The 26,222-nt window shown below is 52.2% G+C and carries 22 protein-coding genes; 9 read left to right on the forward strand and 13 right to left on the reverse strand.

Annotated features, from left to right (window positions below):
* Positions 1–17 precede the first annotated feature (17 nt).
* The 9 genes from ACTS9Y_RS12530 to ACTS9Y_RS12570 all read left to right on the forward strand — a co-directional run bounded on the left by ACTS9Y_RS12530 (position 18) and on the right by ACTS9Y_RS12570 (position 10,147).
* Positions 18–785, forward strand: coding sequence for an ABC transporter permease (locus ACTS9Y_RS12530; RefSeq protein WP_442586262.1), 768 nt, complete (start codon positions 18–20; stop codon positions 783–785).
* 3 nt (positions 786–788) lie between these two features.
* Positions 789–1,562 (forward strand): ABC transporter permease, encoded by a 774-nt coding sequence (locus ACTS9Y_RS12535; RefSeq protein WP_442586263.1) that lies wholly within the window; start codon positions 789–791, stop codon positions 1,560–1,562.
* Positions 1,563–1,622: 60 nt separating this feature from the next.
* Complete coding sequence (locus ACTS9Y_RS12540) at positions 1,623–2,675, forward strand: ABC transporter substrate-binding protein (RefSeq protein ID WP_442586264.1); 1,053 nt, start codon at positions 1,623–1,625, stop codon at positions 2,673–2,675.
* 21 nt (positions 2,676–2,696) lie between these two features.
* On the forward strand, positions 2,697–4,481 hold the full coding sequence (locus tag ACTS9Y_RS12545; protein ID WP_442586265.1) for an ABC transporter ATP-binding protein: 1,785 nt from the start codon (positions 2,697–2,699) through the stop codon (positions 4,479–4,481).
* Complete coding sequence (locus ACTS9Y_RS12550; protein WP_442586266.1) at positions 4,468–6,333, forward strand: ABC transporter ATP-binding protein; 1,866 nt, start codon at positions 4,468–4,470, stop codon at positions 6,331–6,333. The genes ACTS9Y_RS12545 and ACTS9Y_RS12550 overlap by 14 nt, the downstream gene beginning before the upstream one ends.
* 63 nt (positions 6,334–6,396) lie before the next feature.
* Positions 6,397–7,848 (forward strand): TonB family protein, encoded by a 1,452-nt coding sequence (locus tag ACTS9Y_RS12555; RefSeq protein ID WP_442586267.1) that lies wholly within the window; start codon positions 6,397–6,399, stop codon positions 7,846–7,848.
* Between the two features lie 393 nt (positions 7,849–8,241).
* Complete coding sequence (locus tag ACTS9Y_RS12560) at positions 8,242–9,336, forward strand: ABC transporter substrate-binding protein (protein ID WP_442586268.1); 1,095 nt, start codon at positions 8,242–8,244, stop codon at positions 9,334–9,336.
* 56 nt (positions 9,337–9,392) lie between these two features.
* Entirely contained in the window at positions 9,393–9,896 is a 504-nt protein-coding gene (locus tag ACTS9Y_RS12565; RefSeq protein ID WP_442586269.1) for a hypothetical protein, read from the forward strand.
* 41 nt (positions 9,897–9,937) lie between these two features.
* Complete coding sequence (locus tag ACTS9Y_RS12570; protein WP_379030282.1) at positions 9,938–10,147, forward strand: dodecin; 210 nt, start codon at positions 9,938–9,940, stop codon at positions 10,145–10,147.
* 62 nt (positions 10,148–10,209) lie between these two features.
* Here the strand turns inward: ACTS9Y_RS12570 and ACTS9Y_RS12575 are convergent, their stop codons facing one another.
* The 13 genes from ACTS9Y_RS12575 to ACTS9Y_RS12635 all read right to left on the reverse strand — a co-directional run bounded on the left by ACTS9Y_RS12575 (position 10,210) and on the right by ACTS9Y_RS12635 (position 26,153).
* A complete protein-coding gene (locus ACTS9Y_RS12575; protein ID WP_442586270.1) occupies positions 10,210–11,235 on the reverse strand; it encodes a D-alanine--D-alanine ligase family protein in 1,026 nt (341 codons plus the stop codon).
* 61 nt (positions 11,236–11,296) lie between these two features.
* Positions 11,297–11,758, reverse strand: a complete 462-nt coding sequence (locus ACTS9Y_RS12580) for a hypothetical protein (RefSeq protein WP_442586271.1) — start codon at positions 11,756–11,758, stop codon at positions 11,297–11,299.
* Positions 11,759–11,863: 105 nt separating this feature from the next.
* Positions 11,864–12,619: a 2-phosphosulfolactate phosphatase gene (locus tag ACTS9Y_RS12585; RefSeq protein WP_442586272.1), complete on the reverse strand. Its 756-nt coding sequence runs from the start codon at positions 12,617–12,619 to the stop codon at positions 11,864–11,866.
* Positions 12,612–14,372, reverse strand: coding sequence for a bifunctional metallophosphatase/5'-nucleotidase (locus ACTS9Y_RS12590; protein ID WP_442586273.1), 1,761 nt, complete (start codon positions 14,370–14,372; stop codon positions 12,612–12,614). Before ACTS9Y_RS12590 ends, ACTS9Y_RS12585 begins: the two co-directional genes overlap by 8 nt.
* A gap of 328 nt (positions 14,373–14,700) precedes the next feature.
* Positions 14,701–15,630, reverse strand: coding sequence for an aminoglycoside phosphotransferase family protein (locus ACTS9Y_RS12595; RefSeq protein ID WP_442586274.1), 930 nt, complete (start codon positions 15,628–15,630; stop codon positions 14,701–14,703).
* Positions 15,631–15,675: 45 nt separating this feature from the next.
* Entirely contained in the window at positions 15,676–16,401 is a 726-nt protein-coding gene (locus ACTS9Y_RS12600) for an alpha/beta hydrolase family protein (RefSeq protein WP_442586275.1), read from the reverse strand.
* A 56-nt stretch (positions 16,402–16,457) separates the two neighbouring features.
* Positions 16,458–17,096: a peroxiredoxin gene (locus ACTS9Y_RS12605; RefSeq protein ID WP_442586276.1), complete on the reverse strand. Its 639-nt coding sequence runs from the start codon at positions 17,094–17,096 to the stop codon at positions 16,458–16,460.
* A gap of 68 nt (positions 17,097–17,164) precedes the next feature.
* Positions 17,165–17,791 (reverse strand): class I SAM-dependent methyltransferase, encoded by a 627-nt coding sequence (locus ACTS9Y_RS12610; RefSeq protein WP_442586277.1) that lies wholly within the window; start codon positions 17,789–17,791, stop codon positions 17,165–17,167.
* Between the two features lie 76 nt (positions 17,792–17,867).
* The gene (locus ACTS9Y_RS12615) at positions 17,868–18,896 is read right to left on the reverse strand and encodes an ABC transporter substrate-binding protein (RefSeq protein ID WP_442586278.1); all 1,029 of its coding nucleotides are present in this window, start codon (positions 18,894–18,896) and stop codon (positions 17,868–17,870) included.
* A gap of 171 nt (positions 18,897–19,067) precedes the next feature.
* Entirely contained in the window at positions 19,068–20,909 is a 1,842-nt protein-coding gene (locus ACTS9Y_RS12620; protein WP_442586279.1) for an ABC transporter ATP-binding protein, read from the reverse strand.
* Entirely contained in the window at positions 20,902–22,746 is a 1,845-nt protein-coding gene (locus ACTS9Y_RS12625) for an ABC transporter ATP-binding protein (RefSeq protein WP_442586280.1), read from the reverse strand. The genes ACTS9Y_RS12620 and ACTS9Y_RS12625 overlap by 8 nt, the downstream gene beginning before the upstream one ends.
* An 82-nt stretch (positions 22,747–22,828) precedes the next feature.
* Entirely contained in the window at positions 22,829–25,297 is a 2,469-nt protein-coding gene (locus tag ACTS9Y_RS12630; RefSeq protein ID WP_442586281.1) for a TonB-dependent receptor, read from the reverse strand.
* A gap of 208 nt (positions 25,298–25,505) precedes the next feature.
* The gene (locus ACTS9Y_RS12635; RefSeq protein WP_442586282.1) at positions 25,506–26,153 is read right to left on the reverse strand and encodes a malonic semialdehyde reductase; all 648 of its coding nucleotides are present in this window, start codon (positions 26,151–26,153) and stop codon (positions 25,506–25,508) included.
* Positions 26,154–26,222: the final 69 nt, after the last annotated feature.

Here is a 26,222-nt window from a genome sequence, read left to right on the forward strand (position 1 = left end):
TTTAAGGTTTTAGCCACATGATACGCCAATGGAAATATGTATTACCTTTCCTGATCTCCCCGCTGCTGGTGCTTGCCATCTGGTGGTGGGTGTCAAACGCAGGCTACTATTCAGACGATATCCTGGTCACGCCGCAGCAAGTGTTTGCCACGCTGGGCGAGTTGAGTGATAACGGCGAATTGCTCCTGCATCTGAAAGCAAGTTTCAACCGCTTGCTGATCGGGTTCAGCCTTGGTGCAGTGGTCGGCGTGCTGTTCGGTATCTGGATGGCGATCTCGCCGCGTGTAGAAGCATTTGCCCTGCCGCTTTTCCAGGGCTTGCGCCAGGTGCCTACCATTGCCCTGATCCCTATCCTGATCCTGTTACTGGGGGTGGATGAGATATTCAAGGTCATTATTGTGTTCAAGGCGGCTTCTTTAACGGTGGCACTGGCTGCGTATGAGGCCACCAAAGGCGTCTCGAAAAGTTATTTTGAAGTGGCCAGCATTTACCAGCTACCAAAAACAACCTTGTATCGCAAACTGATCATTCCCGCTATCACGCCACCGGTGTTTACCGGCCTGAGGATCGCATTCTCTCGGTCGTGGACTATTTTAGTCGCCGCTGAATTGCTGGCCGCCGACAGTGGCATCGGCCAGATGATGCAATTGGGACGCGAAATGTTCAGGCTCGATGTCGTGATGGTCGGCGTGGTGATCACCGGTGTGGTCGGCTTTAGCATAGACAAACTGTTTAAATGGGGTGAGTTACGCCTGATCCCCTGGCATCGCAATTTGAGAACATAAGTAATGAATTTTCTATCGACAAAATGGATTCCTGACTGGCGCGGCTGGGTATTGCCGCTTCTGATCGTACTGGCCTGGGACTGGATGTCACGGCTAGATGCCAACCATGCCTACGCCTTTGCCTCGCTGAGCCAGATTGCAGCCGCCGTCAGCCAGTTATGGCAAAGTGGCGAGTTAATGGCTAACGTATCTGCCAGTGTGGCGCGCGCACTTACCGGTTTACTGATAGGCGCGAGTGCCGGGTTTATTGTGGGCTCACTGGTCGCCGTGTCACGCATCGCCAATATCCTGATTACGCCGGTGTATCACGCCATCCGCCAGGTGCCCTTACTGGGCCTGGTGCCGTTGTTTGCCCTCTGGTTTGGCAATGGCGATACCTCAAAGCTCATCGTTGTCAGCCTGTCTGCGTTTTACCCGGTGGTGTTATCCACGTTTGAAGGCATGTTGCAGGTGGATCACAAGTACCGCGAAGTCGGCCAGGTCTACAAACTGAGCCAATGGCAGGTCTACAGCAAAATCATATTGCCAGCTTCGCTGCCGCAAATATTCACTGGTTTCTCACTGGCACTGGCATTTGCATGGTTGTCCACCATCGGTAGCGAGCTGCTATTCACGGCGGGCGCCGGGCTGGGTAACCTGATGATGAATGCACAAGAGGCTTCCAGGATGGATATCCTCATTATTGTGACGTTTGTGATCGGCATACTCGGTTACATGATGTCGCTGTTGATTAAACTGGCAGGAAATGCCTTGTTCCAATGGCGTAATACACGTTAATCCGCGGCCTGCCAGGCACGCGAGATACCATAAAAATAGCCACGCCAAACAATAATAACAATGTCTGATCCCACTACACATCCTCAGCCCGAAGCGCTCTGGTATACCCGTTGCGCAGTACCCACGCCTTTGAGCCTGGCCATACAGCACGGCTGGATAGCGAAAGAATTTGCGCCGGATGGCATTCCTATCCAGTCTTTACGCGAATCTGCCAGCCCGGCTGATTTCCAGTCTCATTTTGATCACCACCTGCCGCATTCATTCCGCCAGGGTGGCAGTGTGCCCGCCATCTGGGCCAGAGCCAGCGGGCAGCAAACGCGGGTGATAGGCCTGACCTGGACGGACGAATACCAGTCCATCATCAGCCTGCCTGACTCCAGACTCCGTAGCATCAGGGATTTAAAAGGCTGCCGTATCGGCATCCCCAAACATGATGTCAGCATAGACCATCACCGCGCTTCTGCACTGCGTGCATTTGTAGTGGCTTTGGATACCGTGGGCCTGAGCCTGAAAGATGTGGAACTGGTCGATCTGCCTGATACGCCGATAGCGCCAAACCCGGCGACTGGCGGGCCGGATTGGGGGCAGGGCAGGCATAGTTATGTCAATGAGCTCTATGCCCTGGTGAAGCACCAGGTCGATGCCATTTACGTCAAAGATGTGCGTGGCGCCGAAGTCACCCATTTGCTGGGTGCACAGGTGGTGTTTGACCTTGGCTTTCACCCGGATAGCTTTATCCGTATCAGCAATTGCACGCCCAGGCCACTCACCGTCAATGCCGAAACCATAGAACAGTATCCACACCTCGTCAGCCGCTTTTTGCGGCACGTGGTCAACGCGGGCGACTGGGCGAAAAAACACTCGCAAGAAACCGTGCAGCTGATCGCCAAAGAAACCGGCTGGGCAGAGCCTTGGGTGCAAAAAGTCTATGGTGCAAACGTACACCAGCAATTAAGGCTGGAGTTATCTGACCACGCCATCCAAGGCCTGAAAGTGCTCAAGGATTTCCTGTTTGAGCATGGCTTTCTCAAGCAGAATTTCAACATTATGGACTGGGTAGATCATGCGCCGCTTGATACGCTCAAAGCGCCAGTACTCAGTCTCCACCGCTAGTTTTTCCAGAATTGATCCGTTTTGAATCTTCGTCACTATCCGCTTATCCGCTGTTTACTGCTGTATCGCAGAACTCCTGTCCGATTCTGGCTGTGTACCGGGCTGTTTGCCGCAGCCAACTTTATGCTTGCCCTGCAACAAGGCCTCATTGCGAAAGCGATCGATGATGTGCAGCATGGCAAAGCCATTTACCTGGAGGCCACCGGCGCGCTGAACAGTGAAGCCGCCTGGCATTGGCTGCTGATCATTGTGGCGGTGGCCCTGGGGCGCGCCCTCATTATGTATTTTGTCGGCTGGCTGTCACTCATCATCCAGCAAAACCTGATCGGCCATATCCGCGAGCGTATTCTGATCCAGGTACAGCGACTGGACCAGAGTTATCACTGGGCGCATGGTGCCGGTGAATTGGTGACGCGCACCACGCGTGACTCCGATAAATTGCGTGATGCCCTGATCAGCTTCTGGCGCCAGGTGGTGGATACCGGGCTGGTGATTGCCGCCGCCATGGGGTTCCTGTTCTGGTATGACTTCTGGTTGGGCGTGGTCCCGCTCATTTTATGCCTGATCGGTTTCGGCATCCTGCTGTTGCAAACCGAACACCTGGTCAAACTGGATAGGGCGGTTGGTGAAGCCTACGATGCCGTGAACCAGGACCTCACCGAAGGTGTGAACGGCGTGCGCGTGATCAAAGCGTTCGCGCTGGAAACCAGCCGTATCAACAAATTTGAACAGCATGTGCAAAGCTTTATGTCGCATGCATTTGCCGCGTTGACGTTCTACACCTCGCGTATTCCTTTGCCGCAATTCGTGGTCGCGCTGGGACAGGTGTGGGTGCTGGGCTTTGGCTGTCACCTGGTCTATACCAACGCGCTGAATCTTGGCCAGTTGATCGCCGCCTTGCTGATGGTGAATACCCTGGTGTTCAGGGTAGAGGGGGTAGGTCGCGTGATGCAAATTTTTGCCGATGCCAGATCCTCCGCCGCCAGGATATGGGATTTGCTGGATGCTGAACCCGAAATCAAATCCGGCACCATTGCCTTGCCTGATGGGCCTTTATCCTTACGTTTTGACCAGGTAGCCGTACACCCGCCAGAAGGGGGTAACCCGATACTGGATGCGTGCAGCTTTGAAGTGAATGCCGGTGAGATCGTGGCACTTGTGGGCACCACCGGCTCCGGTAAAAGCACGCTGGCCGGGCTGGTGCCTCGCCTGGCGGATGTCACACAGGGTGCAGTAGAAATTGCCGGTGAAGCAGGGCAGTGGATCAATGTCAAAGACCTGGACCTGGCGAGCTTACGCAAACAGGTACATACGGTGCCGCAGGAGGCTTTCCTGTTTTCGGATACGCTGGCGGCCAATATGCGATTGACCGCGCCTGAGGCCACGGAAGACGAACTGGAGTGGGCGCTGGAAATGGCCAGTGCTGCCGAGCTTTTAGTCAGCTTAAGTGATGGACTGGAAACCAAGATCGGTGATCGTGGTGTGACCTTGTCGGGCGGCCAGCGGCAGCGTGTCTGCCTGGCGCGCGCATTGCTGGGCCAACCACGCATCCTGGTGCTGGATGATGCCACCAGCGCGCTGGATGCGGTGACTGAACGCAATGTACTGAACAATATCCGCGCGTTGAAAAAACAGGACAAAGCAACCACCGTGCTGGTGATCGCCAGCAAACTCTCGACCATTCTGCTGGCGGACAAAGTACTGTTCCTGTCCGAAGGTAATATCGTGGCCGCTGGCAAGCACCAGACACTGGTCAAGAACAACACACGCTATCGTGAATTAATGGGGCTGGATGATGGCAGTTGAACGTAATACCAATCTGAAAGTGCTGTCCGACATCGAGCTGGAAGAAAAGCTCGCCAATCAGCGATTGAACCGCAATATGTTCTGGCGCCTGTTGCCGCTGCTCAAGCCGGTCAAACACTATATCCTGACCGCGGTGGTGATGGAGATCATCCTGGTCGGCTTTGTATTCCTGCGACCATATTTTATCCAGCAGGCGATCGATCACGGGCTGTTGTACGAGACATCGGGCGTGGTTGCCGCTTCACAGAAACTGGTGATCGGCATCGACTGGCAGGTGATCGCCTGGGCGCTGGCAGGCCTGGCCGGGATGTGGGGCGCGCGATTCGTGTTCGCCGGGTTGTCTCAATATTTTTCCGGCACCGCAGCCATCCGTATCCTCAACCAGTTGCGTGTCAATCTTTTCAGTCATGTGCAGCAACTCAGCGTGGCGTATTTTGACCGCACCAAGTCTGGCCGCATCATTTCACGCATAGACCGCGATATTGATGCGCTGGAGCCATTGCTGATACAGGGCCCGCCAGAAATATTTTCAGCCTTGCTCAGGTTTGTGATGGCAGCTTCGATTTTGCTATGGGTATCGCCGACGCTGTTTTATCACCTGGTGCTGGTGATTCCGTTGCTGATCCTGTCTAGCATGCTGTTCCGGCGGCTTTCAGGCCACCATTTCGCCCGTGTGGCTGAAAACCGTGCCCGCTTTACCGCGCACCTGGTCGAAACCGTGGCCGGGGTGCGCATCATCAAGCAGACAGTACAGGAAGACAGCAACCTCAAACGTTACCGTGGCCTGGTGGATGCGTTTATCCACTCGCTGGTACAAAGCAATATCGCCTCTGGCTGGTTTACCCACTTTACCGGTGTGCTCACCATCCTCGGCTTGATGTTATTGCTAGTCGCTGGCGGGCAAGAAGTCACGCTCGGCCACCTCACCCTGGGCCAGTTTGCCGCCAGCCTGTTTTATGTGTATATGTTTTTAGGCCCGTTGCAGGAGCTGGGAGACCTGGTAGAACGCTATACCAATGGCGTCGCCTCGGCACAACGCATCTTTTTGCTGCTGGATACGCAGGCAGAGGTGCTGGATAGGGCAGATGCGATCCGCCTGAATACGATTAAAGGTGAGGTAGCGTTTAACAATGTCTTGTTCTCCTACCTGCCTGACCATTCCAAGCCGGTCATCAAACACCTCAACCTGAAAGTACCTGCCGGGCAGGTGCTGGCTATTGTCGGGCCGACTGGCCATGGCAAGAGTACGCTGATCCAGCTGCTGACGCGTTTTTATGATGTGCAGCAGGGCCAGGTATTGATCGATGGCTTTGATATCAGGCAGTTGACCCAGCGCAACCTGCGCCAGCACGTAGGTGTGGTGTTGCAGGACAACGTCTTGTTCAGCGGCACCATCATAGACAACCTCAAACTGGCCAAGCCAGATGCGCAACAGGCTGAGTTTGAACAAGCAGCTGCCGAACTGGGCATTGATGACCTGATCAGCCGCTTGCCGCATGGGTATCATACCGAAGTCGGCGCCATGGGCTCGCACCTCAGCCATGGTCAGCGCCAGCTGGTCTGCCTGTTACGCGCCTATCTTGCCAACCCGACCATCCTGATCCTGGATGAAGCCACTTCTGCGGTGGATATCCAGACCGAGCGGCGTATCCAGCATGCCCTCAGGCGCTTGTGTGAAGGCCGCACCGCCATCATTATCGCCCATCGCCTGGCGACTATCCGCGATGCCGACCTGATTGCGGTGATCCACCACGGTGAGCTGGCCGAACTGGGCCCGCATACACAACTGATCCAGAACAATGGTAAATATGCCGATCTGTACCATGCTTATGAAGCCGGGGAGCAGCTTTAGCAAACAGCCAACATCCGCTTGGATCACTGAGAATGATGCGTAGACCGTCATAGGGAGTTTGAGATGAAGAAGGTATTAATCGTGCAGATACTGCTGATGTGGGCAGGGTTTTGCCATGCAGCAGATGAAGTGAAAGATGTCTGGCTCAGTGATGAAAAGGGGTGCAAATCCTATACGCGCTTCAAGCAGCCATTAAATAGCATAGAGTGGGCCGGGGAATGTAAAGATGGCTACTTGGATGGCGCAGGGGTACTCAAGGTGTTTGAGGACGGTATTCATAAAGCCACCTACAGCGGCCATTTTGTAGAGGGAAAATTACAGGGCAAGGGCGTGGCTGAGTTTTTTAACAGCCGCCTTGCAGGAGAACGCGTAGAGGCGGAATTTTTCAATAACACACCTCATGGGCTAGGGGTTTACAGCTACCCCGACGGCAGTCGATTTGAAGGCAGGTTTGAAAAAGGATGCCCGCAAACGGGAGTTACTACCTGGGCAAATGGTGTGAGTTACGAAGGCGAGTATAAAAAATGCCGCGTCCCGGATGAGGTGTTTAAAGCTGCAGTGATTACAATCAAGCAGAAAACGGTCTACCCGCCGACCTTAGACTCCTATGGCAGCCAGGGCGTTGTATTGGTGAATGTAGACATTAGCGAGAACGATCAGCTGAAAGGCGTCGAAGTGTTGCAATCAAATCATCCATTATTCGAGCAGGCAGCTATTCGTAGCCTCAAGGATGCCACAGTAAAGGCAGTGCAAGTCAAAGACAAGCCCATACCGGCACGCGTGACACAGCCATTTACGTACGCGATACCAAGGTTTCGAAACAAGCCAGATTCATACAAGACCTATCCGGATAAAGCCAATCCGGCAGAGCCTGAAATACTGCAATACGATTATCCGCCAGCAGACAAAGTAGTCGCGCCACTGGTGTATCCCCTCGACTTACTCAAGAAAAATGTCAGAGGCACCGCTACCGTGGCTGTAGTGATTGACCCCACGGGGTCACCCAAACAGCTGAAAGTCATTGAAAGCAGTGAACCGGCTTTTGGCGAGTCATTGAAAGCCATGCTTGCCTCCTCCACTTTTTTTCCAGCACGCAAAAATAAACAGTTTTCCTGGTCGGCTTTTAATATCAAGAGAATATTCACCCAGTATGGCACGCATGACATTGCAATCAATGAGCATGGTCAACGCATACTGGACGAATTGAAAGACGCTCAGCCGAATATTGCGCCTGTCAAAACGCTGGATCATGCCCCCAAACCTTTTTACACCCCGCCACCGGCCTATCCGCTGGAGCTGGTGGATAAAGGGGTGACGGGCACGGTGCTGGTCGAGTTCTATATCGATAAAGAAGGCTCTGTGCAGTTTCCGCATACGCTGAAGACAAACAATGAAGAACTGGCCTGGCTGGCCCTGACGGCGGTTGCGCGCTGGCAGTTTTACCCGCCTACCGTCAAAGGCAAACCTGTAGATACCGTGGTGACCGTGCCAGTGGCGTTTAACCTCAACAATTAAGGTTTTGATCTGCGCTGATTCAGCGCCAATATGGATGCTGATTAAATCCGCATTCAACTGTTGCAAGCCCATCAGCGGTTTGCTCACAGGCAAACAGCGTTTATTCAAGTATTCCTGTGAATTGTATGTAATGCATTGATTTTTATAGGGTATTTAAATTTCTTTGCATTTGGCATATTTCCTGCAGATATCCATACTGATTTGTTAAATCGATGCACTGTTGAACAAGCGATTGTTTCAAAGCGTGTGCATAACGGTGCAGCAAGGGCATGTATTCAGGCCCAGGTGGCTGGCATCAGATTAACAAACAAGCAGTAACCAATCGCTGTTGATAACAGTGTCATACCGGTTGGTCGGACGACTAAAAATTTTAATTAATCAAAGGAATGTATTATGAGTAATCAACAACAGCTTCCTGACAATACGCTCTGGTTCACCCGTTGCGCGGGCAATGGCCAGGGCGGTGTACCTACAGCTTCCGGCATCGCGTTCAATCTCGGCTGGTTGCAGGACGAGTTCACCAAAGACAATGTCCGCCTGCGCGCTTTGCAGGATGATGACAGCGCCGATTTCAGGCATCACCATTATGATCACGGCTTGCAAACCCTGATCCGCGAAGGCGGCAACCTGTTTGCTATCCCAGCCAAAGCGCAAGGCGCGGATACCGTGCTGATCGGTTTGACCTGGATCGAAGAGTCACAATCCATTATCGTCCGCCCGGATTCCAATATCCGCAAGCCGGAAGACCTGAAAGGCAAGCGCCTGGCATTGCCTGGCTACAATGCCAAAGATATCACTGAAAACAAGCGTGGCCGCACCATCACCCGCCACAGCAGTCTGCATGGCTACAAAGGCGCACTGGCCTCCGTCGGCCTGACACTGGATGATATCGAGCTGGTCGAAGTCGGCCAGAATGAAGTCAGTGCGACTGGCCGTCGCTACGGTGGCTGGCAAGCCAGCTTCAATGCCTTGCTGGCAGGCAAAGTGGATGCCATTTATGTCAAGGGTGCCGCTGCACAGGATGGCGCACGTGATCAGGGCCTGGTGGTCGGTATTGACCTTGACACTTTGCCCGAAAAACGTTTCCGCGTGAACAACGGTACGCCACGCCCGGTGACTGTCCATCGCTACCTGCTGGAAAATCATTACGATGTGGTAGTGCGTTTCCTGACCCAGACATTACGTGCTGCGGAATGGGCGAAAACCAACCTGGCCGGTGTGCATGAGATCCTGCAAAATGAAACGGGTGGCACGGCTGAAGGCGTGGCTGCGGCTTACCGCAATGGCTTCCATCTGTCATTGGCGCCTGATTTGTCGGCTGAGCGTCTGGAGTTGTTCCGTCAGCAGAAAGACTTTTTGCTGAGCTATGGCATCCTGGATAAAGACTTCGATTTTGATGCCTGGGTAGATCACCGACCTATTCAGGATGCGCAAAAAGCATTGCAGCAACTGCTCGCCAATGAGCAGGGCGGCAAGCTGGCAGCGTAATCCTCATGTGGAGTAGCGCACAAGCGCGCTCCACACTCATTTTTTCTGGAGTAAGCATGGCTTTTACTATTGATGCTGTCGCACAACAGGTGCGTCATTTTTTGCTGGAAGACAACGGTCCGGCAGGTCGTGAGCGCGTCCGCGTGTATTTGCAGGATGTCGTTTCTGACCAGGCATTTGCAAACGAATACCTGGATGATGCACAACCACAGCGCCGGGTATTGTACGAAGATGCGGATCTTGGCTTCGCTATCCTGGGACATGTTTTCAAGGAAGCCAGGAAAGCACCGCCGCATGACCATGGCATTTCCTGGGCTATTTATGGCCAGGTGGCCGGCGTCACCACCATGGATGGCTGGGATGTGATCGAACCCGGCGAGCCGGGCAAACAAGGCACAGTCAAGCTGCGTGATTCGATTGAACTCACGCCCGGCAATGTGCGCGTCTATAACGAAAATGAAATCCACTCACCCAGACGTGACGGCCCGGCCAAACTGATCCGGATTGAAGGAAACCCCAGTCAGAATCCCCCCGGACGTGTCTGGCAGCCAGTACAATAAAGTCGCAGGCAAAAACTTCAATTGGATTAAAGGATAAAGCGATGTCAGAACATATCTATAAAGTGGTTGAATTAGTCGGTTCGTCTACCGTGAGCAGTGATGATGCGATCAAGAATGCCATCGAGCGTGCAGCCAAAACGCTGAATCACCTCAACTGGTTTGAGGTGGTAGAAACGCGCGGACATATTGCGGATGGCAAATTAGCGCATTTCCAGGTCACGATTAAAGTCGGATTCAGAATCGAAGATTAAAACAACAATATCCAGTGTAGTGCTTGAACGGTCCGGGCCTGTACCCCGGACCGTTTTTTTATTTAAATATCAGATGTATTGAATGCAGGCTTACTGAGCGCAAGCCTGCAAATCCGGTCACACAGCGCCGGGAATGAAATACCCATCACGGCAGCTGACTGCGGCATCAGGCTGGTGGCGGTCAAGCCTGGCAAGGTGTTGGTTTCCAGACACCATAGTTTGCCGTTTTCATCCAGTCTGAAGTCTGACCTGCTATAACCTGCAAGTTTGAGTGTTTTATGTGCCAGCGCTGCTAGGCGCTGCGCCTCCGCATAAATATCTGCAGGCAATTCGGCCGGGAATATCTCCCTTACTTTGCCAGCCTGGTATTTTGATGCATAGTCAAAAATCAATGCATCATCCAGCACGATCTCGCCCACACCCAGCGGTTCACCATCCAGTACGCCTACACTTAACTCCCTGCCGGCAATAAACTGTTCCAGCACGACTTCATCGCCAAACTGTTTTGCCAGCGCAATCGCCGCATCCAATGCAGTCAAGTCATGAATGATAGACAGCCCGACAGTCGAGCCCTGGGCGTTGGGTTTAACTACGAGCGGCAAGCCCAGGCTATGCAGTTCTTTTTGTGAGTAATCCGGGACCATACGCCAGGCTGGGGTGCGTATATTCGCCAATGTATACAAGCGCTTGGCAATATCCTTATCCATCGTCACCGCGCTCGCTAAGGCGCCGCTGCCAGTATAAGGCATATTTGCCATATCCAGCATCGCCTGGATGCTGCCATTCTCGCCAGTGCCGCCATGCAAGGCCAGAAAATAGACATCGATATCTGCCAGTTGTTGCGCCGGGAGGATATGTATCTGGCGCATCAGGGCCAGCGAATCTGAACCCGGCGGTAATGCATCGACTTTCCCTGCCAGCAGTAGCGCCTCTTGCGCATGGGTGAGTACGCCGGTGGCGGTATCTATGGCGATGACTTCATGGCCCACTTGCCGCAGCGCCGGGATGACTTGTGCCGCACTGGCGATAGAGACATCACGCTCTTCGCTGACGCCTCCAAACAAAACAACAATTCTAAGGGTGGTCATAACGTATATTCAGAGGTCGATAGAGGAGGCGTTCACTGTCATGAAAATAGGCGGGCAATGCTTATTGTTTGGTTTTTTTCAGGATCACGCTGCCCGCCAGTGTCCAGACAGGATCTTCTTCCAAGGGGAATTCACAATCGTGGTTATTAACTGTTCTAAAGTAATAAGCTCTCAAGGTATCTTTATCTATCTTGGTTAAATTGAATGTCCAGGTTTCCACCCATGTGCAATCGGTATCCGTGCCTGACACCGTTTGGTACATCACGGCATTGGTTTCATACGATGCCACATTGAATACCACATTCCTGATGCCCCAGAATCGCAGCCAATGATCTGTTTTCCATTCGGAGACGATACCTTTTGGCCCGTTGATATCAAACCTGAATTTTCTTTTCAGGTTGGATTTATTACCTTCGCCCAGGTTGGCGCCGTAGATACGCTCAGGCTCGCCTACCCATATGCCGTCAAACTCTGGTGAGCTCAGGTCAGGCTTTGCCTGGGTTGAGGCAGCACCAGTAAACATTAAAAATACGATAAGAAGGTTTATTATTTTTTTCATACTGGGTAGTTTCTGAATCATTCATCATTAGATAGTTGTAGCCGGTTTTAATATTAAAACGCTCTCAAATCATGGGTTGATTCCCTGGTAATAATCATTGGTCATCTGATTGGCTTTGTCACTGACATCCGCCTGCAAACACAGGTCTACATCCTCTGAAAACCCGCGTGCCACCAGCTCTCTGGCAGATACGCAGTGTTTCAAGGTAGCAAAATGACTCAGGCTTTCAGATCGATACACCGCGACCGCTGCTTTTGCTTCAGGAGATAAATGACGCCCTTGAAATGCCGCAATGATCCCGCCTGCTGCAACGTAATCCTCCAGAGCAGGGCGGAAGCTATTGTCAGGCCAGCGCTCACCGCACGGAATGACCATCACCGTTTTAAAGTGGCTGCAGGCTTTCGCGGTCGCCTGCATATTTCTCAGGCAAGCACTAAAAATACTGACACCGGATAGCGCTTTGGCTTTAAAAGATATAGTCGCGCCGTTGGGTGAAGGTAATACCAGTTTGTCATTTTCCGGCAGGTTTTGGATGGATGCTGGCGAAAGGCTGAAGGTGTCGGGAGAAGATTTTCTATCGATGCTGGCGGCATGGCCACCAATTTTGGCCGCGTATGCAGTGGCTGAATCGTCCTTCCATGGCCAAGGGTAAATATAAGCACCTCTGTCATTGGCCAGGCTGACACAAGTAGAGAATGACATCACATCGACAATCACAACACAATCAATCTCCTGGTCAAGGTAGACGGCAGCGGGTAGGCCCCATTCCAGGCGCACATCGTAGCCTTGCTGCCAAAAACTGCTTTCAATGGTTTTTTTAGTCATGGACGCCCTGGGGTGTGCATTTAACCGGTAACGGTTGTGCAATCGAAATCCTGGGGTTCGTCACATCATATAAAGCCACATCCCTGGCGGTAAGACTGCCGCCCTGCGATTTAAGCACCTGGATAATCGCTTCACGGATAGGCGGGTCATCTTCTACCGCCCAGTTGATATTGCCGAAGGTGCCTTCAGAACCCAGGGCGAGCAGGGTATTGGTGGCAACCACGATGGTTGTTTCATCCGCTATCGGCTTGCCCTGTTTATCCGTGATGGCGATGGCCAGTTCATTGCCTTTACATTCTGCCTGGACTCTGGCGCCGGAAATCGAGAATAACAGCCCGGTCGGGCCGGACAGGTTTTTAGCGATGGCCGCTTTCAGCTGGCGACCGCTTAAGCTGGCAATGGCAAATGTGCTGTCGCGCGGGTAAGTTTCATACAGCGAGCCATATTTGAGTGGCCCGGCAGGCAAATCTGCTCGTAAGCCGCCCGCATGGGTAATGGCGATATCTACCGGCCTGGCTTTGCGCATGAGATCGGCCACCAGATTAGCCAGCGCCGATTCGGTATTTTTATCCTTGGCTCTTTCGATAGGCGTTAGTAAATCAACGCCAACCAATTCGTTGCGCCGGGCATTTGAGACCTGAAAGGCCGCCTCTACGATATTGGCTACCTGAAGGTCATCAATGACAGGCTGGCCTTCATAGCTGGTGTTTTCACAACTGCTGGCGCCTGGTGATTTCTTGCATATGGTGATGGGCGCTTTGAGCGAGTTATTGAATACTTTACCTGTCGCCACGTCCACCGCCAGGTCTAACCGTGCCAGCGTTTCGCCATTCTTGCCTGCCTGGATGATAGGAATGCCATTCACTCTATGCGCAACCTTCTGATGTGTATGCCCGCCCACTATCGCGTCTATCAAGCCAGGTTCAAGCTTGCGCGCCACTTCAAATATTTCTGCATTGTGATCACAGGAAGAAAGGTCATCCGGGTTGTCGAACTTGCTGCAATGACCACCGGCATGTGCCACCGCAATGACAATCGTGGCACCTTGCGCCTTGATTGCTTTCGCTTTGTCGCGCAGCAGTAGCGCCTGACGACGGATGGCCTCATCTAAAGGACTGAGTTTCAAGCCATCAAATACCGGGATCAAAATGGATTGCGTGGCCTCCAGTGTCAGCACCCCGATCAGGCCCACCTTGATGCCATGCACATCCACAATCACGGAAGGCTTGATATTGGGCGCAGTTAACGGCTCACCTGTGGCTTTTTCTATCGTATTGGCGGCAAGAAAAGGGTAGTGCGCTTCTGCCGCCCTGGCCTGCAACGCACCGCGCGGGTTCTGACCTTTTTTCGGGATCACCGCCGGGCCTGTTGGCCCAAAATCAAACTCGTGATTACCCATGGTGACTGCGTCATACCCTATCTGGTTATAAGCCGCGACAACCGCTGCTCCTTCGTTCAGGTTAGAGGCTAGCTCGCCCTGAAACATATCACCGCCATCCAGTACCAGCACCGCGCCACCATCAGCCGCGCGTGCTTTTCTGACATTGGAGATAAAGCCGGCGATACGCGGCAGGGTTTCCAGATGCCCATGCAAATCAGTGGTACTCAGCACTGAAATCGTGAATTGTTTGCCAGGGGCGGGCTGTTCTTCCGCGAACGTGTGTGCGCAAAAAAGCAAACAGGCACATGCCAGTAAAGCGCGCCATGGTCCAATGATTTTTGCTGGCTGAGTTGGATGATTAACATTCCCCATGGATGATTGAATCCTTGATTTTTAGTGTTTATAAGCGATATGTGCGAGCTAAATATGCAATATTTGCGCCAGCTGAATAGCGCTTTTTTAAAGCCACGGCGATGATTGAATGGCTATGGCGTATTGCCAGCCTGCAGGCTGGGAAGCAAGGTTTTATGCAGAATCAGGGAAGGTGATGGAGTAGCAGAAAGCTTAATTACAGATGTTGCTTTTTAAACAGTTAAAGTGCCGGTGTGATTGGGGATTGTTGAAATGGCAGCTTTTTGACCGTGCTTTGTGAGCTGGTTATAAATGGGTTGGATTCCATATCATCAAACAAGGTAAAAATTTAAAGCGACTCGGCCACCGTTATTAATGTGCGTACCGCATTGGCTCTGAATTGTGCATTGTCCGCAGTATCCAGGGTGTTTTTATCGCACCATGCAATGGCAGCGATCGATTGGATAGCCACATAAATCTTAAATAAATCCCAATCTGGCTGCGCGCCATATGCCTGAGACCACGCGTTGTAAAAAGCCAGTACCTCTTTTTGCGATTGCCAATCCAAGGTCGCCCAGACAAATTTGGCGGCATCGTAAGCGGGGTCACCTATTTGCACTTCTTCAAAATCAATTAACCCCACGGAATGATTGTGCGCATCCACAATGATATTTCTGCCGACAAAATCACAGTGCAGAATGCGTTGAACAGCCGGTTCGGGGGTGTGTGCAGATAAATTCACTATTTTGTTGACGGCATTGTCCAGATGGAGGCGCTTATCTGGTTCTGTAAAGCGTATTCTCCCCACCCATTTATTTACCAGTCGCTGGATATAGCCCTGCCATTGCGGTAACTTACTTTGTGCTTGATCGTCCTGACGCCAAAATTGGAGCTTGGTGAGTTCAGGCTCCGTCACAGCCTGGTGAAACGAAGCCAGCAACTTGCCGCAGGCCTGGATTAAATGAATACGTTCTGTATCGTTTGCTATCGTCGGAAGCCCTTGCGATAACGGTATTCCTGGAATTTCGCTAATCACGCGTGCATACCAACCCTGTAATTCTGCATGCGCGATCAACTGCGGGAAAAAGGCAGCTTCCGGCAGGGCCTGCAATATTTCAACTTCCCGTTTAAATGGTGCTGATAGCTCAGAGAGTTTGATGTATACGGTTTTTTTATTTAACCAGCCTTTATAGACATAACCACCCCTGCGCTGGACGACTAACTCCAGACTGGAAACTTGAAAATAATCACCAATCAGTTGGAGATAAGGAATATTCATTTAATGAATGTCATGGTTGGTTGAACTGCGGGTAATCATTCATCTTTAGTGTCTGTCCCGGCCTAGCGCCGACACAAAGTCTGCCGAAAACGCGGCTGTTAACTGGCTGGTTACATCCCCGGCCAAACCGTGGTCACCAATCACAATCGCCGCTCGCGCGGGTCCGCCTGCATGTGCCAGAAAGCCATATAGTGTATTGATATTACACGCTGAGTCAGCATCGCCAGCGATCCAGAGCGAGGGCCTGCTTTCGCTGGCGAGGTCAGGGTAAAGCTGGTCAGCGGTGAACCCTTGTTTGCTGCACACCGGCGTGAGTTGCAATATCCCTTTTAAAGTAGGGTCATTACGCAACATCTGCCAAGCGATGACGGTGCCGCGTGATTTGCCGCCGACAATGATGGATTTGGGGTCTACGTGTTTATCGGCTTTCGCGAGTGCGATCACTGTAGAAAAGTCTTCGAGCTCTGGACTGCGATCAGTGTCGGACGGTTTGCTGTTTTTATCTTTGACATAAAACGCCCATTCAAACCGATAGACGGCGATATTGTTTTTTAGCAGCTCGCGTTCGACGACTTCATTGATCTTCTGTTTCATGGTGCCGGTGCCTGGCCCCAGGATGACGGTGGTGAAAGGCCCCGGGCCTTCAGGGAAATTAGCTACTACAGTGATGGGCGCGCCACGCGGCGTAGTCACCGTCACCGGGTCAGCTGCCTTTGCGGGCAGGCTGGCTAATATAAGGGTTGTGATCAAACAAGGTGTGGATACGCGCATTGAAGTTATTCCGCTAGTAGATAAAAGGCCCGGAGCGATGCGCCGGACCTTCAGTGTTATTTATTGGGTTGCGGTGTAAGGCGCAAATACGGCTTTACTGCCTTGAACCCTTTGGGGAATTTGGTTTTCAGTACCTCGGGGTCTGTGATGGATGGCAGGATCACCACGTCCTGGCCGTCTTCCCAGTTGGCTGGCGTGGCCACGCTGTGGTATTCGGTCAGTTGCAATGAATCGATCACGCGCAACAGTTCATTAAAGTTACGGCCAGTGCTGGCAGGGTAGGTGAGTGTCAGCCGGATCTTCTTGTTCGGGTCTATCACAAACACTGATCGCACTGTAGCCGTTGCGCTGGCATTCGGGTGTATCAGGTCATACAACTCAGATACTTTGCGGTCAGCATCGGCAATGATCGGAAAGTTGACTTCTGTGGACTGAGTCTCGTTGATATCCTTGATCCAGCCATGGTGTGACTCGACCGGGTCGACGGACAGGGCAATCGCTTTCACATTGCGTTTTTTGAATTCACCCGCCAGTTTAGCAGTGGCGCCCAGTTCGGTCGTGCAAACCGGGGTGTAATCAGCCGGGTGGGAAAAGAAAATAGCCCAGCTATCGCCCAGCCACGCGTGAAATGAAAGCGGGCCTATGCTGGAATCTTGTGTGAAATCAGGGGCGATATCACCTAGTCTTAAACTCATCGTAATGCTCCTTTGAATGTGGTTTTTTGTATGAATGTGTATGCACGTTGCTTACTTAGGCGCGTTGCTTAAGCATGACAGTGCGCCTGATGCAATGCCAGGCCGCCTTTATTCAGGATTAGCGTGATCTGGTCAAATCCGCCAGCGCTTAATGCGGCCCGTTGCTCGGCCACGGACATATACAGCTCGGTGTTTTGCATGCCACCATCATCGGTATGGTGGTCGCAGAGTAAATAATAGCCATCGCTGTGCAACAGGCTTTTTACCTGCTGGTGCAAACTACTGGCGCGGGTTTTGTGGCGCAGCTCATGCACGGCTTGCATGGTGACGATCACATCAAACACGCCTAGCCCTTGCGACCAGTCAGGCGTGAGAAAGTCTCTTTCAAGAAAGTGGATATGTTCACTACCCAGGCCGACGCGTTCTTTTGCGAGGGCATGCATGGCGGCAGAAAAATCCAGTGCCACGTATTGGCTTTTGGGCAATGCCTGCAATAAAAACTCGGCAAGAAAGCCAGGCCCTGAACCCAGTTCAAGTATGCGTACGGCGCCAGTCGGAAAGTATTTAAGTATGGTATCGGCAAACGCCTGAAAGAATTCGGGACGCCATGGGCGTTTTGCCAGGGCTGATTGTGCCCACTCTGCGGCAGTGGCAGGGTCTTTTAAATCGATAGGGCTGGGTATCTCAGGGGGCATCTTTATTTATCTGTTAAAAGTAAAAGTGGCAGGTGCCAAGGCGGACCTTGAGCAGCTGCCACATCAGTGCTGAAAATTAAGCAGCTTTTTTATTCAGGCGTTGCACTTCAGCCAAGGCTGATGGGTCGATCCAGGCCTGAACATCAAAGTCTTCCTTGATGAAACCCCATTCCAGCAGAAAGTTCTTGTAACCTTCCAGTGCCGCGATGGATTCAGGGTTCAGGTCAGTCCCCTGGTGCAGGTGTACGTCCTGGCCATAGGCTTTGCGTACCCATTCATCAGTAGAACCGGATTCTTTGGCAATGTAAGCCACGGTTTCCGCTTCATGCTTTGCAGCCCAGTCAGATACTTCTACGATCTGGCTCAAAAAGCGCACTACCAGGTCAGGACGGTCACGCAGCAAAGCGGCATCCACTGTGATTGGGCGTGGGGCGCCGTTATTTGCTCTGACTTTTGGGTCCGGATGCTGACGTACATCGTAAACAATAGTCACGCCGTGCTCATTAGCGCTTTCATAACCACGTGCACCTTTAACGAAGATCGCATCTACCTCGCCGTTTTTCAGGGCGGCGTATTCCGCAGCATAAGCCGCGCGTTTGCCAGATTGCCAGCCGATCGTCGGTGGTTGTTTTTCAACAGCAACATCGACCAGTTGAACGTCTTTAGGTGTCAGGCCGCCGACTTCCAGTGTCACGACAATGCCACGCAAAGCGCTTGCACGTTGGTGGTCAATGCTGATTACGTGTTTTGGCACCGCAATGCGTTTGCCTTTGAGGTCTGCCGGTGTGGTGATACCTGAGTTTGGCAGGGTGACGATCAATTGTGCTTCGTCTACCCAGTTCAAACCGATCACTTTAGTATCCGTGCCTCTGGATTTTGCCCAGATGGCCGGTACGTTACCGCCCTGGCGGAAAGAGTGTGGCAAGCGGTGGTCGTAGTGTGACTCCAGCAATTCCGGGTCTTGCGTTTCTTGCAAGGTGTTGATGGTGATGCCATCTTGTGCAAATTCCTGGCTGATCCAGCCTTCACGTGCAGCCAGTCCCAATGGGGTAGGCACCGGGCAACGTGTGTACCAAATGCTATCAATCTTGTCTTGTGCAGACATATCATCTCTCCTGATGAGTAAAATTAGTTTGGAACTAGCTGTATTGCAGGAAGCATGCCAGTCTTTTTAATTATTAATAATCAATGAGATAGGCTATTTTTTCATTCCTGTACGCCAGTTTTTTGTTTGCCCAGCAACATCCGTCGCCGGGCAACTGTTGTTCTGCCAGCATCAGGCAGTCACGCTGGCTTCAGAGGCTTCCTGATACGCTTTATATAATCCCGAATAATGGCCATCCAGAGCGATCAGTTCGTTGTGCGAGCCTTTTTCAACAATCTGGCCATCCCGGATCACAGCAATCGCATCGGCATCACGGATAGTCGACAGCCTGTGGGCGATGATAATGGCGGTGCGGCCTTCGCTCAGTCGCCGGAACGCATTCTGGATCTTTCTTTCGGTGTGCAGGTCGACCGCAGAAGTGGCTTCGTCCAGCACCAGGATGGCCGGGTCAGCCAGATAAGCCCTGACGATGCACACCAGTTGCCGCTGCCCATGGCTCAGGAAAGCGCCTAACGGGCCGACTTCGGTGTAATAGCCTTGCGGCAATCTTTCCAGGATTTCATCGGCGCCCAGTTCTTTCACCGCTTGTATCAGTGTTTCATCTGAAGCCTCAGGCGCGGCCAGGCGCAGGTTATCGAGCACGCTGCCGCTGAACAGCACATTATCCTGCAACACCAGGCCAACCTTACGGCGTAGCAGGGTTTGCTGGTAATCTTTGACGTTCACGCCATCGACCAGCACTTCGCCCTCATTCACCTCATAAAAGCGTGTCAACAACTGGACGATAGTACTTTTGCCATGACCGGTGGGGCCGACGATTGCCAATACCTGGCCGGCCGGAATCTCAAGATTAAGCCCCTGGATCACCAGCTTGGCCGCATCCGGGTTGTACTTGAAATGCACATTGTTAAACGCGACATGGCCGCTGACCGGCGGTAATTGTGGTTGTGGCGGGTCTATGATCTCCGGCTCGGTATCCAGCAGCAAAAAGATACGCTGCGCTGAAGATGCGCCGGTGGAATAGCGTTCAAACAAGTCATTCAACTCTTGCAGCGGGCCTAGGAACAATTGCACGTAAAACAGGCTTTGCGCAATCTGGCCGACGGTTAATTCCTGTTCGACAATACCTAACGCGCCGGTACCCAGCAAAAAAGCCATGCCGACGGTGCTCAATATCTGGGTGAAAGGCAGGAACCAGCTGGTGCGGATATTGCCTTTGATCAGCGTGGTGTTGAAGTCATGCAACAAGCTGCGGTAACGGTGCGCGTTATCGGCTTCGGTCACGGTTTGCTTGATGATGCGTACGCCAGAGACGGTTTCTACCAGGTGTGCGGTAAAGCGTGCCCGGGCTTCAGCCACTTTGGCCCAGTTTTTTTCCGAGATACGTTTAAATAGCCAGGTGGCGGCAAACAGCGCCGGGACGATGCTGGCCAGTGCCAGTAACAGTTTGGGCGATATCCACCACAGGGCAACGGCGGCCACCACAAAGCGCAGCAGGGCAGATAACAGCTCTGGCGGCCCCTGGATCAGCAGTGGTTCCAGGGCATCGATATCGCGGTCAGCACGCGAAATGATGCGTCCGGCTTTGGTCTGGTCAAAATAGCGCATGCTCAGGTGCTGCAGGTGCGCAAACACTTGTACACGTAAGCTGTTGAGGATATGCACCGCTGCGCTGCCGGACAGGTATTGCGATAAGCCGGAAATACCGAAACGTACCACCCAGCTCACGGCCATGCCTATGCTCATCCAGGTGAGCAAAGGCGTGTTGAGCAGGACACCTTGCGCGGTCTGGATAAAACCATCGTCTATCACCTCGCGCAAAAACCAGGGCCGGATGAAAATCACGCCCACCAGCACCGCTTCGAGCAGGATGACGGTGGTGACTTGCCCCCACACCTGTTTTAGCAGCGGCAGCAAACGCCAGAACATATTGCGGTCCAGGCTTTTTTTAGCGAGCGCCTGCTCGAGCTCAATATCATTGAGTGCGCGTTCTTGTCTTAACTTTTCAGCCATGTTGAACTCCTACCAGATCGCGATATGCAAAATGCGCCTTGATTAATGTGTCATGCGTGCCTTCTGCCACAATCTTTCCTTCCGAAAGCATGGCGACACGGTCGGCCAGCAAAATGGTAGAAAGTTTGCTGGCGATGATCAGCACGGTGATGTTTTTACCGGTGTGCTCGCGCAAATGGCGGATATTGTCCAGCACCGTGCGTTCGGTGATCGCATCCAGCGCACTGGTGGAATCATCCAGCACCAGGATAGAAGGCTCAGACAAAAATGCCCTCGCCAGGCTGATGCGCTGGCGTTGTCCGCCAGACAGGGTGATGCCGCGGTCACCAATTTTGGTGTGCAGACCATCGCTGAGTTTCTCCAATACTTCGTCAGCAGCGGCCAGGTGTAGCGCGGCTAGCAGCTCTTCATCTGTCGCGTCCGGTTTTGCCAGGCGTAAGTTGGCAGCCAGCGTGTCAGAAAACAAAAAACTTTCCTGCGGCACTACATGCACCAGTTTGCGTAACTGATGCAGGTCCAGCGTTTTGACATCGTGCCAGCCAGCCCATGCTGAACCGACTTCTACACTGCCTTTCGCGGCATCCAGCAAGCGGGGTAGCAAGCCTGCCAGCGAGCTTTTACCGGCACCGGTAGCTCCCACGATGGCGATGGTTTCGCCGGGGCTGACTTCCAGGCTGCAATGCTGGAGAATGGCTTTGTCGCTGTTGGGTGCTTTGGTGGTGATATCGAGTAAACGAAAGCCCAGTGCCTGCGGTTGTATCTCTACCTTGCCGGACAGGATTTTCGGTTGTTCATCCAGCAGTTCCCAGATCCTGGCGGCGGAGGCGCGCGCGTCAGCAAACACCTGCATGACCCGGCCTATGCCTTCGACCCTGAACACCAGTGCGTTGGCGATCAATAGTGCAGCCACCAGCTGGCCTACATTCAGTGCGCCTTTGCTGACCAGGTAAGCGCCCAGCGCTAAAATCCATACTTGGCTAAAACCGATCACAATCTGCGGTAAGGGGATTCTTTTTGCGGCGTATGCCAATGCTGCGCGGGCATGCGTGACAAAGGTATTCACCAGGCCGGTGAAGTGCAGCGTGCGCTGTGTTTCCAGACCAAATGCCTTGATCACGCGGATGCCGTTCACTCCTTCACTGAGTTCCTGGTTGACCTGGTCATAGGCATTGCCCACTTCACGGTCCAGCAACACCAGGGCATTGGTGTGTTTGATAAACAACAGCATGCCGGCGACGACCAGCAGCAGTGTGCCTATGCCTATCAGTGGGTGGTAAATGCTCAGCACGGTGACCGAGATCAATACCCATATCGTGGCTTCAAATACCTGGCGCCAGAAGTTGATCAGCGCATCGCGCACTTTGTCGGCATCGCGGGTGGTGCGCGTCACGATCTCGCCTATGCCGTGTTGCCAGTGATAGGCCAGGTCCAGCCGTTGTACCTGGTACAGAATGCGCTCACGCAATATGTACAGTAACTCCTGGCCGATGATCAGCGACATCACGCCGCCTATGTATTGCAATACCGCCCGGCCAATAGCCACGCCGATCAACAGTGTGAGCCAATAGCGGGCGTTAGAAAAATCGAGTATGCCCTGGGCATTACGCGTAATGAATTCACCGATATGGATCGATTGGATCACCTGACCAACCAGCCATAACTGCCAGGCCATGCCGGCATTCACCAGGATGAAGAGCAGGGCGGTGATGCTGAATTGCCATGGCATGTACGCGTACAGTGTCAGGCATCGTATGAGTGGGTGTGTGCGCTGGAAATGAGCAAAGCGTGACGCGGCTTGCGTCTGCCCCTCGATTTCGGTCTCTATGTAGGACTTCAACAGGCGCTCCTTTAAGAATGGTCAATATCAAAAAACGCCAGAACACACGAGGTGCTCTGGCGCTATCACTAGGGTAAAACGATCAGAATGCAGCGGTGAATGAAGCACCAACCACTCTTACGCCACCTTGGATGATGTTGTCACCAAAGATACCCTGGCCGGCGTTATAGGATGGAGTTGAGTGTTGCAGGTACTCTTTGTCGAACAGGTTGTTCGCATACGCAGTCAGCGTGTACTTGTTGCCTGGTGTGACATATGAGATACGTGCATTCACGATGGTGAAACCACCTTGTTCCAAACCGGTACGGTTCACGCCATTGGCATCAACACCTTGTGGTGTCACATAGTAGTATTGCTGTGAAACATAACGTGCATCACCACCCAGGACTACTTTGGCGCCGTTATCAACGTGGAACGTGTAGTTGGTCAAGATGTTGGCTGTGACGTTAGGTGAGCGTACCAGACGGTTGCCATCGAAGTTACCACCATTGTTCAGGATCTCGGCATCTTCAAATTTGGTGCTCAATAAACCCAGGCTGCCACTGATAAACCAGTCATTGGTTGGCAATGCCTGGATCTCCAGTTCTAGGCCGTAGGTTTTAGCCTTGTCTACGTTTTGCAGGTATGAAACGGTCTGGCCTGCCAGCGCGTTAAAGCCCACCACGTTTACCTGTGCATCCTGGTAGTCATAGTAGAACGCTGTTGCGTTAAAGTTCAGGCGACCAGCCAGCCACTCAGACTTATAACCCACTTCGTAAGAATCCAGTTCCTCCGGCTTCACTGTATTCACAGCAGCCAGGTTGGTTGCAGCCGTGTTGAAACCGCCTGATTTGATACCATGTGCGTATTTGAAGAACACACGGTCACTCGGGCTTAATTTGTATTCAGGTGTGAAATCATAACTCCAGCGATTCCAGGTAGCTGAATCACTTGTGTTGAATGTGCCTGAGGCTAGTGAACCTGGTGCGCTAAACCCTACTCCAGGTACTCCAGTCACTGGAACAAATGAATTCCACCACTGACCTAAGTTTGTGAAACTACCGTTAATGCCGCCGTTAGGTGTACCTCTGCGATTCAAGTCATAGTCTTTTTTCTCACGACTCCAGCTCAAACCTGCTGAAGTTGCAAAGTCATCAGTCCAGTTGTAAGTGGTGTTACCAAATATTGAGAAACTTGTTGTTTCATGTTTCAAATTTGTTTCGTTGAAATTGACGGCTGTACCGGAGTCAGTAGCATTTGAGTTTGCAACCTGGGTAGCTGGCAATTTTGCGTTCTGACTAGATAAGTCCAGTGTCTCTTTAAACAGATGCACGCCACCCAACCAGTTCCATTGGTCCTCACGTGGTGAAGTAATGCGGAACTCTTGTGATACCTGGCGTGATTGACTATCTGTATGGCTGCGTGAAAACTCAAGTGGTGAGTTATCACCATCACTTAAACCTTCATTCTTGAAGCCTTCGAAACCTGTGATAGAGGTGAATGCATATTTGCCCACATTCCATTTCAGGTTCAGGTTAGCGCCTGTTTGTGAAGAATCAGTCCAGTTATCGGCGTTGGTGCTGACATCGTTATAGCCTGTGCTAGGTCTGTAGTTGGCACGCAATACGCCATCGGCTCTGTAGCTGTTGGTGTTAGTGATGGCACCGTCGGTTTTATATTTGCGGTAATGCACATTCAGCAAGGCTTCAAAGTCATCAGAGATCTTGCCCAGCAATTGGCCGCGCAATGCGCCATCTTGCAAGCCACCGTCTTTAGTGCCTTTGAACAGGTTGCGGAAACGGCCATCGGTATCTTCGTTGTAGAAAGAGATACGGGCACCCAATCTGTCTTCGATCAGCGGAATGTTGACGCCGCCCTGCAGGATCTTGTCGTTGAAAGTAGCATATTCTGCTTTCACGTAATCATCGGTTTTGCCTTCTTTCAAGGAAGGTTTTTGCGAGATGATATTCACGGCACCACCGGTAGTGTTCTTGCCGTATTTTGTGCCTTGAGGGCCGCGCAGTACTTCTACACGCTCCAGGTCAAACAGCGGGAAACCAGTCGCGTTTGCGTTACTGATATACACATCATCCAGGTAGAAACCAATCGGGCTGGCCAAATCCTGTTGTTGCTGCCCGGCACCGATACCACGGATCCACCAGCGTGGACGACCATGCTGTTGACCCACCGCAGTCGCGTTAGGTACATAGTTAAAGATTTCCTGTGATGAGCGGCCTACGCCTTGTTGCAGCAAATCTTTACCTTTCAGCACAGTGATAGGTGTGGCGATTTTCTGCGCGTTTTCTTTACGTCTGTTTGCTGTCACGGTCACACTACCGAGTGAAGATTCCTGTGCCTGGGTTTCTTCAGCAGGCTTCTTGGTTTCACCGTTGCCCGCAGTTTCTGAAACTTGCGCTTCCTGGCCTTCAACGACTTTTTCCTCTTCGGCAGCCCAGGCCGGGTTCAGTGCCAGTGACCCTGCAAAGGCACTCAGCACGGCGACTTTAACCGTTCTTAATTTCCATAGATTTCTCGGCTGTTCTGCGCCGATACTGTGAGTCGTTCTTTTCATAATGTTCCCTTGAGTTTGAGATGAAGCACTTATAAAAGTGTTGCAAGCTCAAGGGCACGAATCATGCCAATCGGAAAATAGTTTGTTAACTATATGATTTTAATTGTGTTTTTAAATCTATCGGCAAAAGTTTGAAAATGGCGAATTGTTTTGTCAGCAACATTACACGGGATAACTGTTTTGCCGGAATGTTGCTGAATAAACACTTTTAAGAAATGTTTACGGCTTTTTCAAACGACAATCTCGGCCCGCGTTTCTGCGTAGATGTTTGGTCAAGGTAGCCGATATTCAGCAGCAAAAAAGCCTTGTATTGGCCATCTGCAAAAAAGGTCGCATCGATCTGGTCAGGGTTGAAACCTGACATCGGGCCCACCGATAATCCCAGCGCCCGCGCCGCGATAATCAGGTAGCCGGCTTGCAGTGCCGCATTCAGTTTAGCGGTCGGTTCTATCCATGCCGGGGATTTCTCAAAGAAGCTGCGTGCATCATAAGCGGGGAACTGCTCGGTCAACTCGTGATGAAACTGTGTGTCATAGGCCACGATCAGGTTGACAGGTGCTGCCAGGGTTTTCTCGCGATTAGCCGAAGACACGTGCGCGACCAGTCTCTCCTTTTGCGCCTGGCTGCGAATAAACAGGTATCTGGCTGGTTGTGCGTTAAAGCCGGTCGGGCCAAGTTTGGCTAATTCATATAACTGGTGGATGACGTCATCTGAAACTATGGCGTCACTAAAGTGATGTTCAGTGTGTGCTTCGGTGAAGAGTTGTTTCAGGGTGTTTTCTGTAAGCGCGGGCATGGCGATGCTTTCTGTGATTGAGATGGATGAAATGGAAGTCATCTTGCGAGCAAATCGCATACCAGCCTGTTTGCCAGGTTTTTTGTTGCAGCAGCAACAAAAAAGGCGCTTGCTGTTGCCAGACCAGCA

Source organism: Methylophilus sp. (assembly GCF_052173275.1).
Classification (GTDB): domain Bacteria; phylum Pseudomonadota; class Gammaproteobacteria; order Burkholderiales; family Methylophilaceae; genus Methylophilus.

Excerpts from the sequence above, each read along its gene's own strand:
- ACTS9Y_RS12530 (WP_442586262.1), top strand. The coding sequence starts at position 18 with ATGATACGCCAATGGAAATATGTATTACCTTTCCTGATCTCCCCGCTG.
- ACTS9Y_RS12535 (WP_442586263.1), top strand. The coding sequence starts at position 789 with ATGAATTTTCTATCGACAAAATGGATTCCTGACTGGCGCGGCTGGGTA.
- ACTS9Y_RS12540 (WP_442586264.1), top strand. The coding sequence starts at position 1,623 with ATGTCTGATCCCACTACACATCCTCAGCCCGAAGCGCTCTGGTATACC.
- ACTS9Y_RS12550 (WP_442586266.1), top strand. The coding sequence starts at position 4,468 with ATGATGGCAGTTGAACGTAATACCAATCTGAAAGTGCTGTCCGACATC.
- ACTS9Y_RS12555 (WP_442586267.1), top strand. The coding sequence starts at position 6,397 with ATGAAGAAGGTATTAATCGTGCAGATACTGCTGATGTGGGCAGGGTTT.
- ACTS9Y_RS12560 (WP_442586268.1), top strand. The coding sequence starts at position 8,242 with ATGAGTAATCAACAACAGCTTCCTGACAATACGCTCTGGTTCACCCGT.
- ACTS9Y_RS12565 (WP_442586269.1), top strand. The coding sequence starts at position 9,393 with ATGGCTTTTACTATTGATGCTGTCGCACAACAGGTGCGTCATTTTTTG.
- ACTS9Y_RS12570 (WP_379030282.1), top strand. The coding sequence starts at position 9,938 with ATGTCAGAACATATCTATAAAGTGGTTGAATTAGTCGGTTCGTCTACC.
- ACTS9Y_RS12575 (WP_442586270.1), bottom strand. The coding sequence starts at position 11,235 with ATGACCACCCTTAGAATTGTTGTTTTGTTTGGAGGCGTCAGCGAAGAG.
- ACTS9Y_RS12580 (WP_442586271.1), bottom strand. The coding sequence starts at position 11,758 with ATGTTTACTGGTGCTGCCTCAACCCAGGCAAAGCCTGACCTGAGCTCA.
- ACTS9Y_RS12585 (WP_442586272.1), bottom strand. The coding sequence starts at position 12,619 with ATGACTAAAAAAACCATTGAAAGCAGTTTTTGGCAGCAAGGCTACGAT.
- ACTS9Y_RS12590 (WP_442586273.1), bottom strand. The coding sequence starts at position 14,372 with ATGGGGAATGTTAATCATCCAACTCAGCCAGCAAAAATCATTGGACCA.
- ACTS9Y_RS12595 (WP_442586274.1), bottom strand. The coding sequence starts at position 15,630 with ATGAATATTCCTTATCTCCAACTGATTGGTGATTATTTTCAAGTTTCC.
- ACTS9Y_RS12600 (WP_442586275.1), bottom strand. The coding sequence starts at position 16,401 with ATGCGCGTATCCACACCTTGTTTGATCACAACCCTTATATTAGCCAGC.
- ACTS9Y_RS12605 (WP_442586276.1), bottom strand. The coding sequence starts at position 17,096 with ATGAGTTTAAGACTAGGTGATATCGCCCCTGATTTCACACAAGATTCC.
- ACTS9Y_RS12610 (WP_442586277.1), bottom strand. The coding sequence starts at position 17,791 with ATGCCCCCTGAGATACCCAGCCCTATCGATTTAAAAGACCCTGCCACT.
- ACTS9Y_RS12615 (WP_442586278.1), bottom strand. The coding sequence starts at position 18,896 with ATGTCTGCACAAGACAAGATTGATAGCATTTGGTACACACGTTGCCCG.
- ACTS9Y_RS12620 (WP_442586279.1), bottom strand. The coding sequence starts at position 20,909 with ATGGCTGAAAAGTTAAGACAAGAACGCGCACTCAATGATATTGAGCTC.
- ACTS9Y_RS12630 (WP_442586281.1), bottom strand. The coding sequence starts at position 25,297 with ATGAAAAGAACGACTCACAGTATCGGCGCAGAACAGCCGAGAAATCTA.
- ACTS9Y_RS12635 (WP_442586282.1), bottom strand. The coding sequence starts at position 26,153 with ATGCGATTTGCTCGCAAGATGACTTCCATTTCATCCATCTCAATCACA.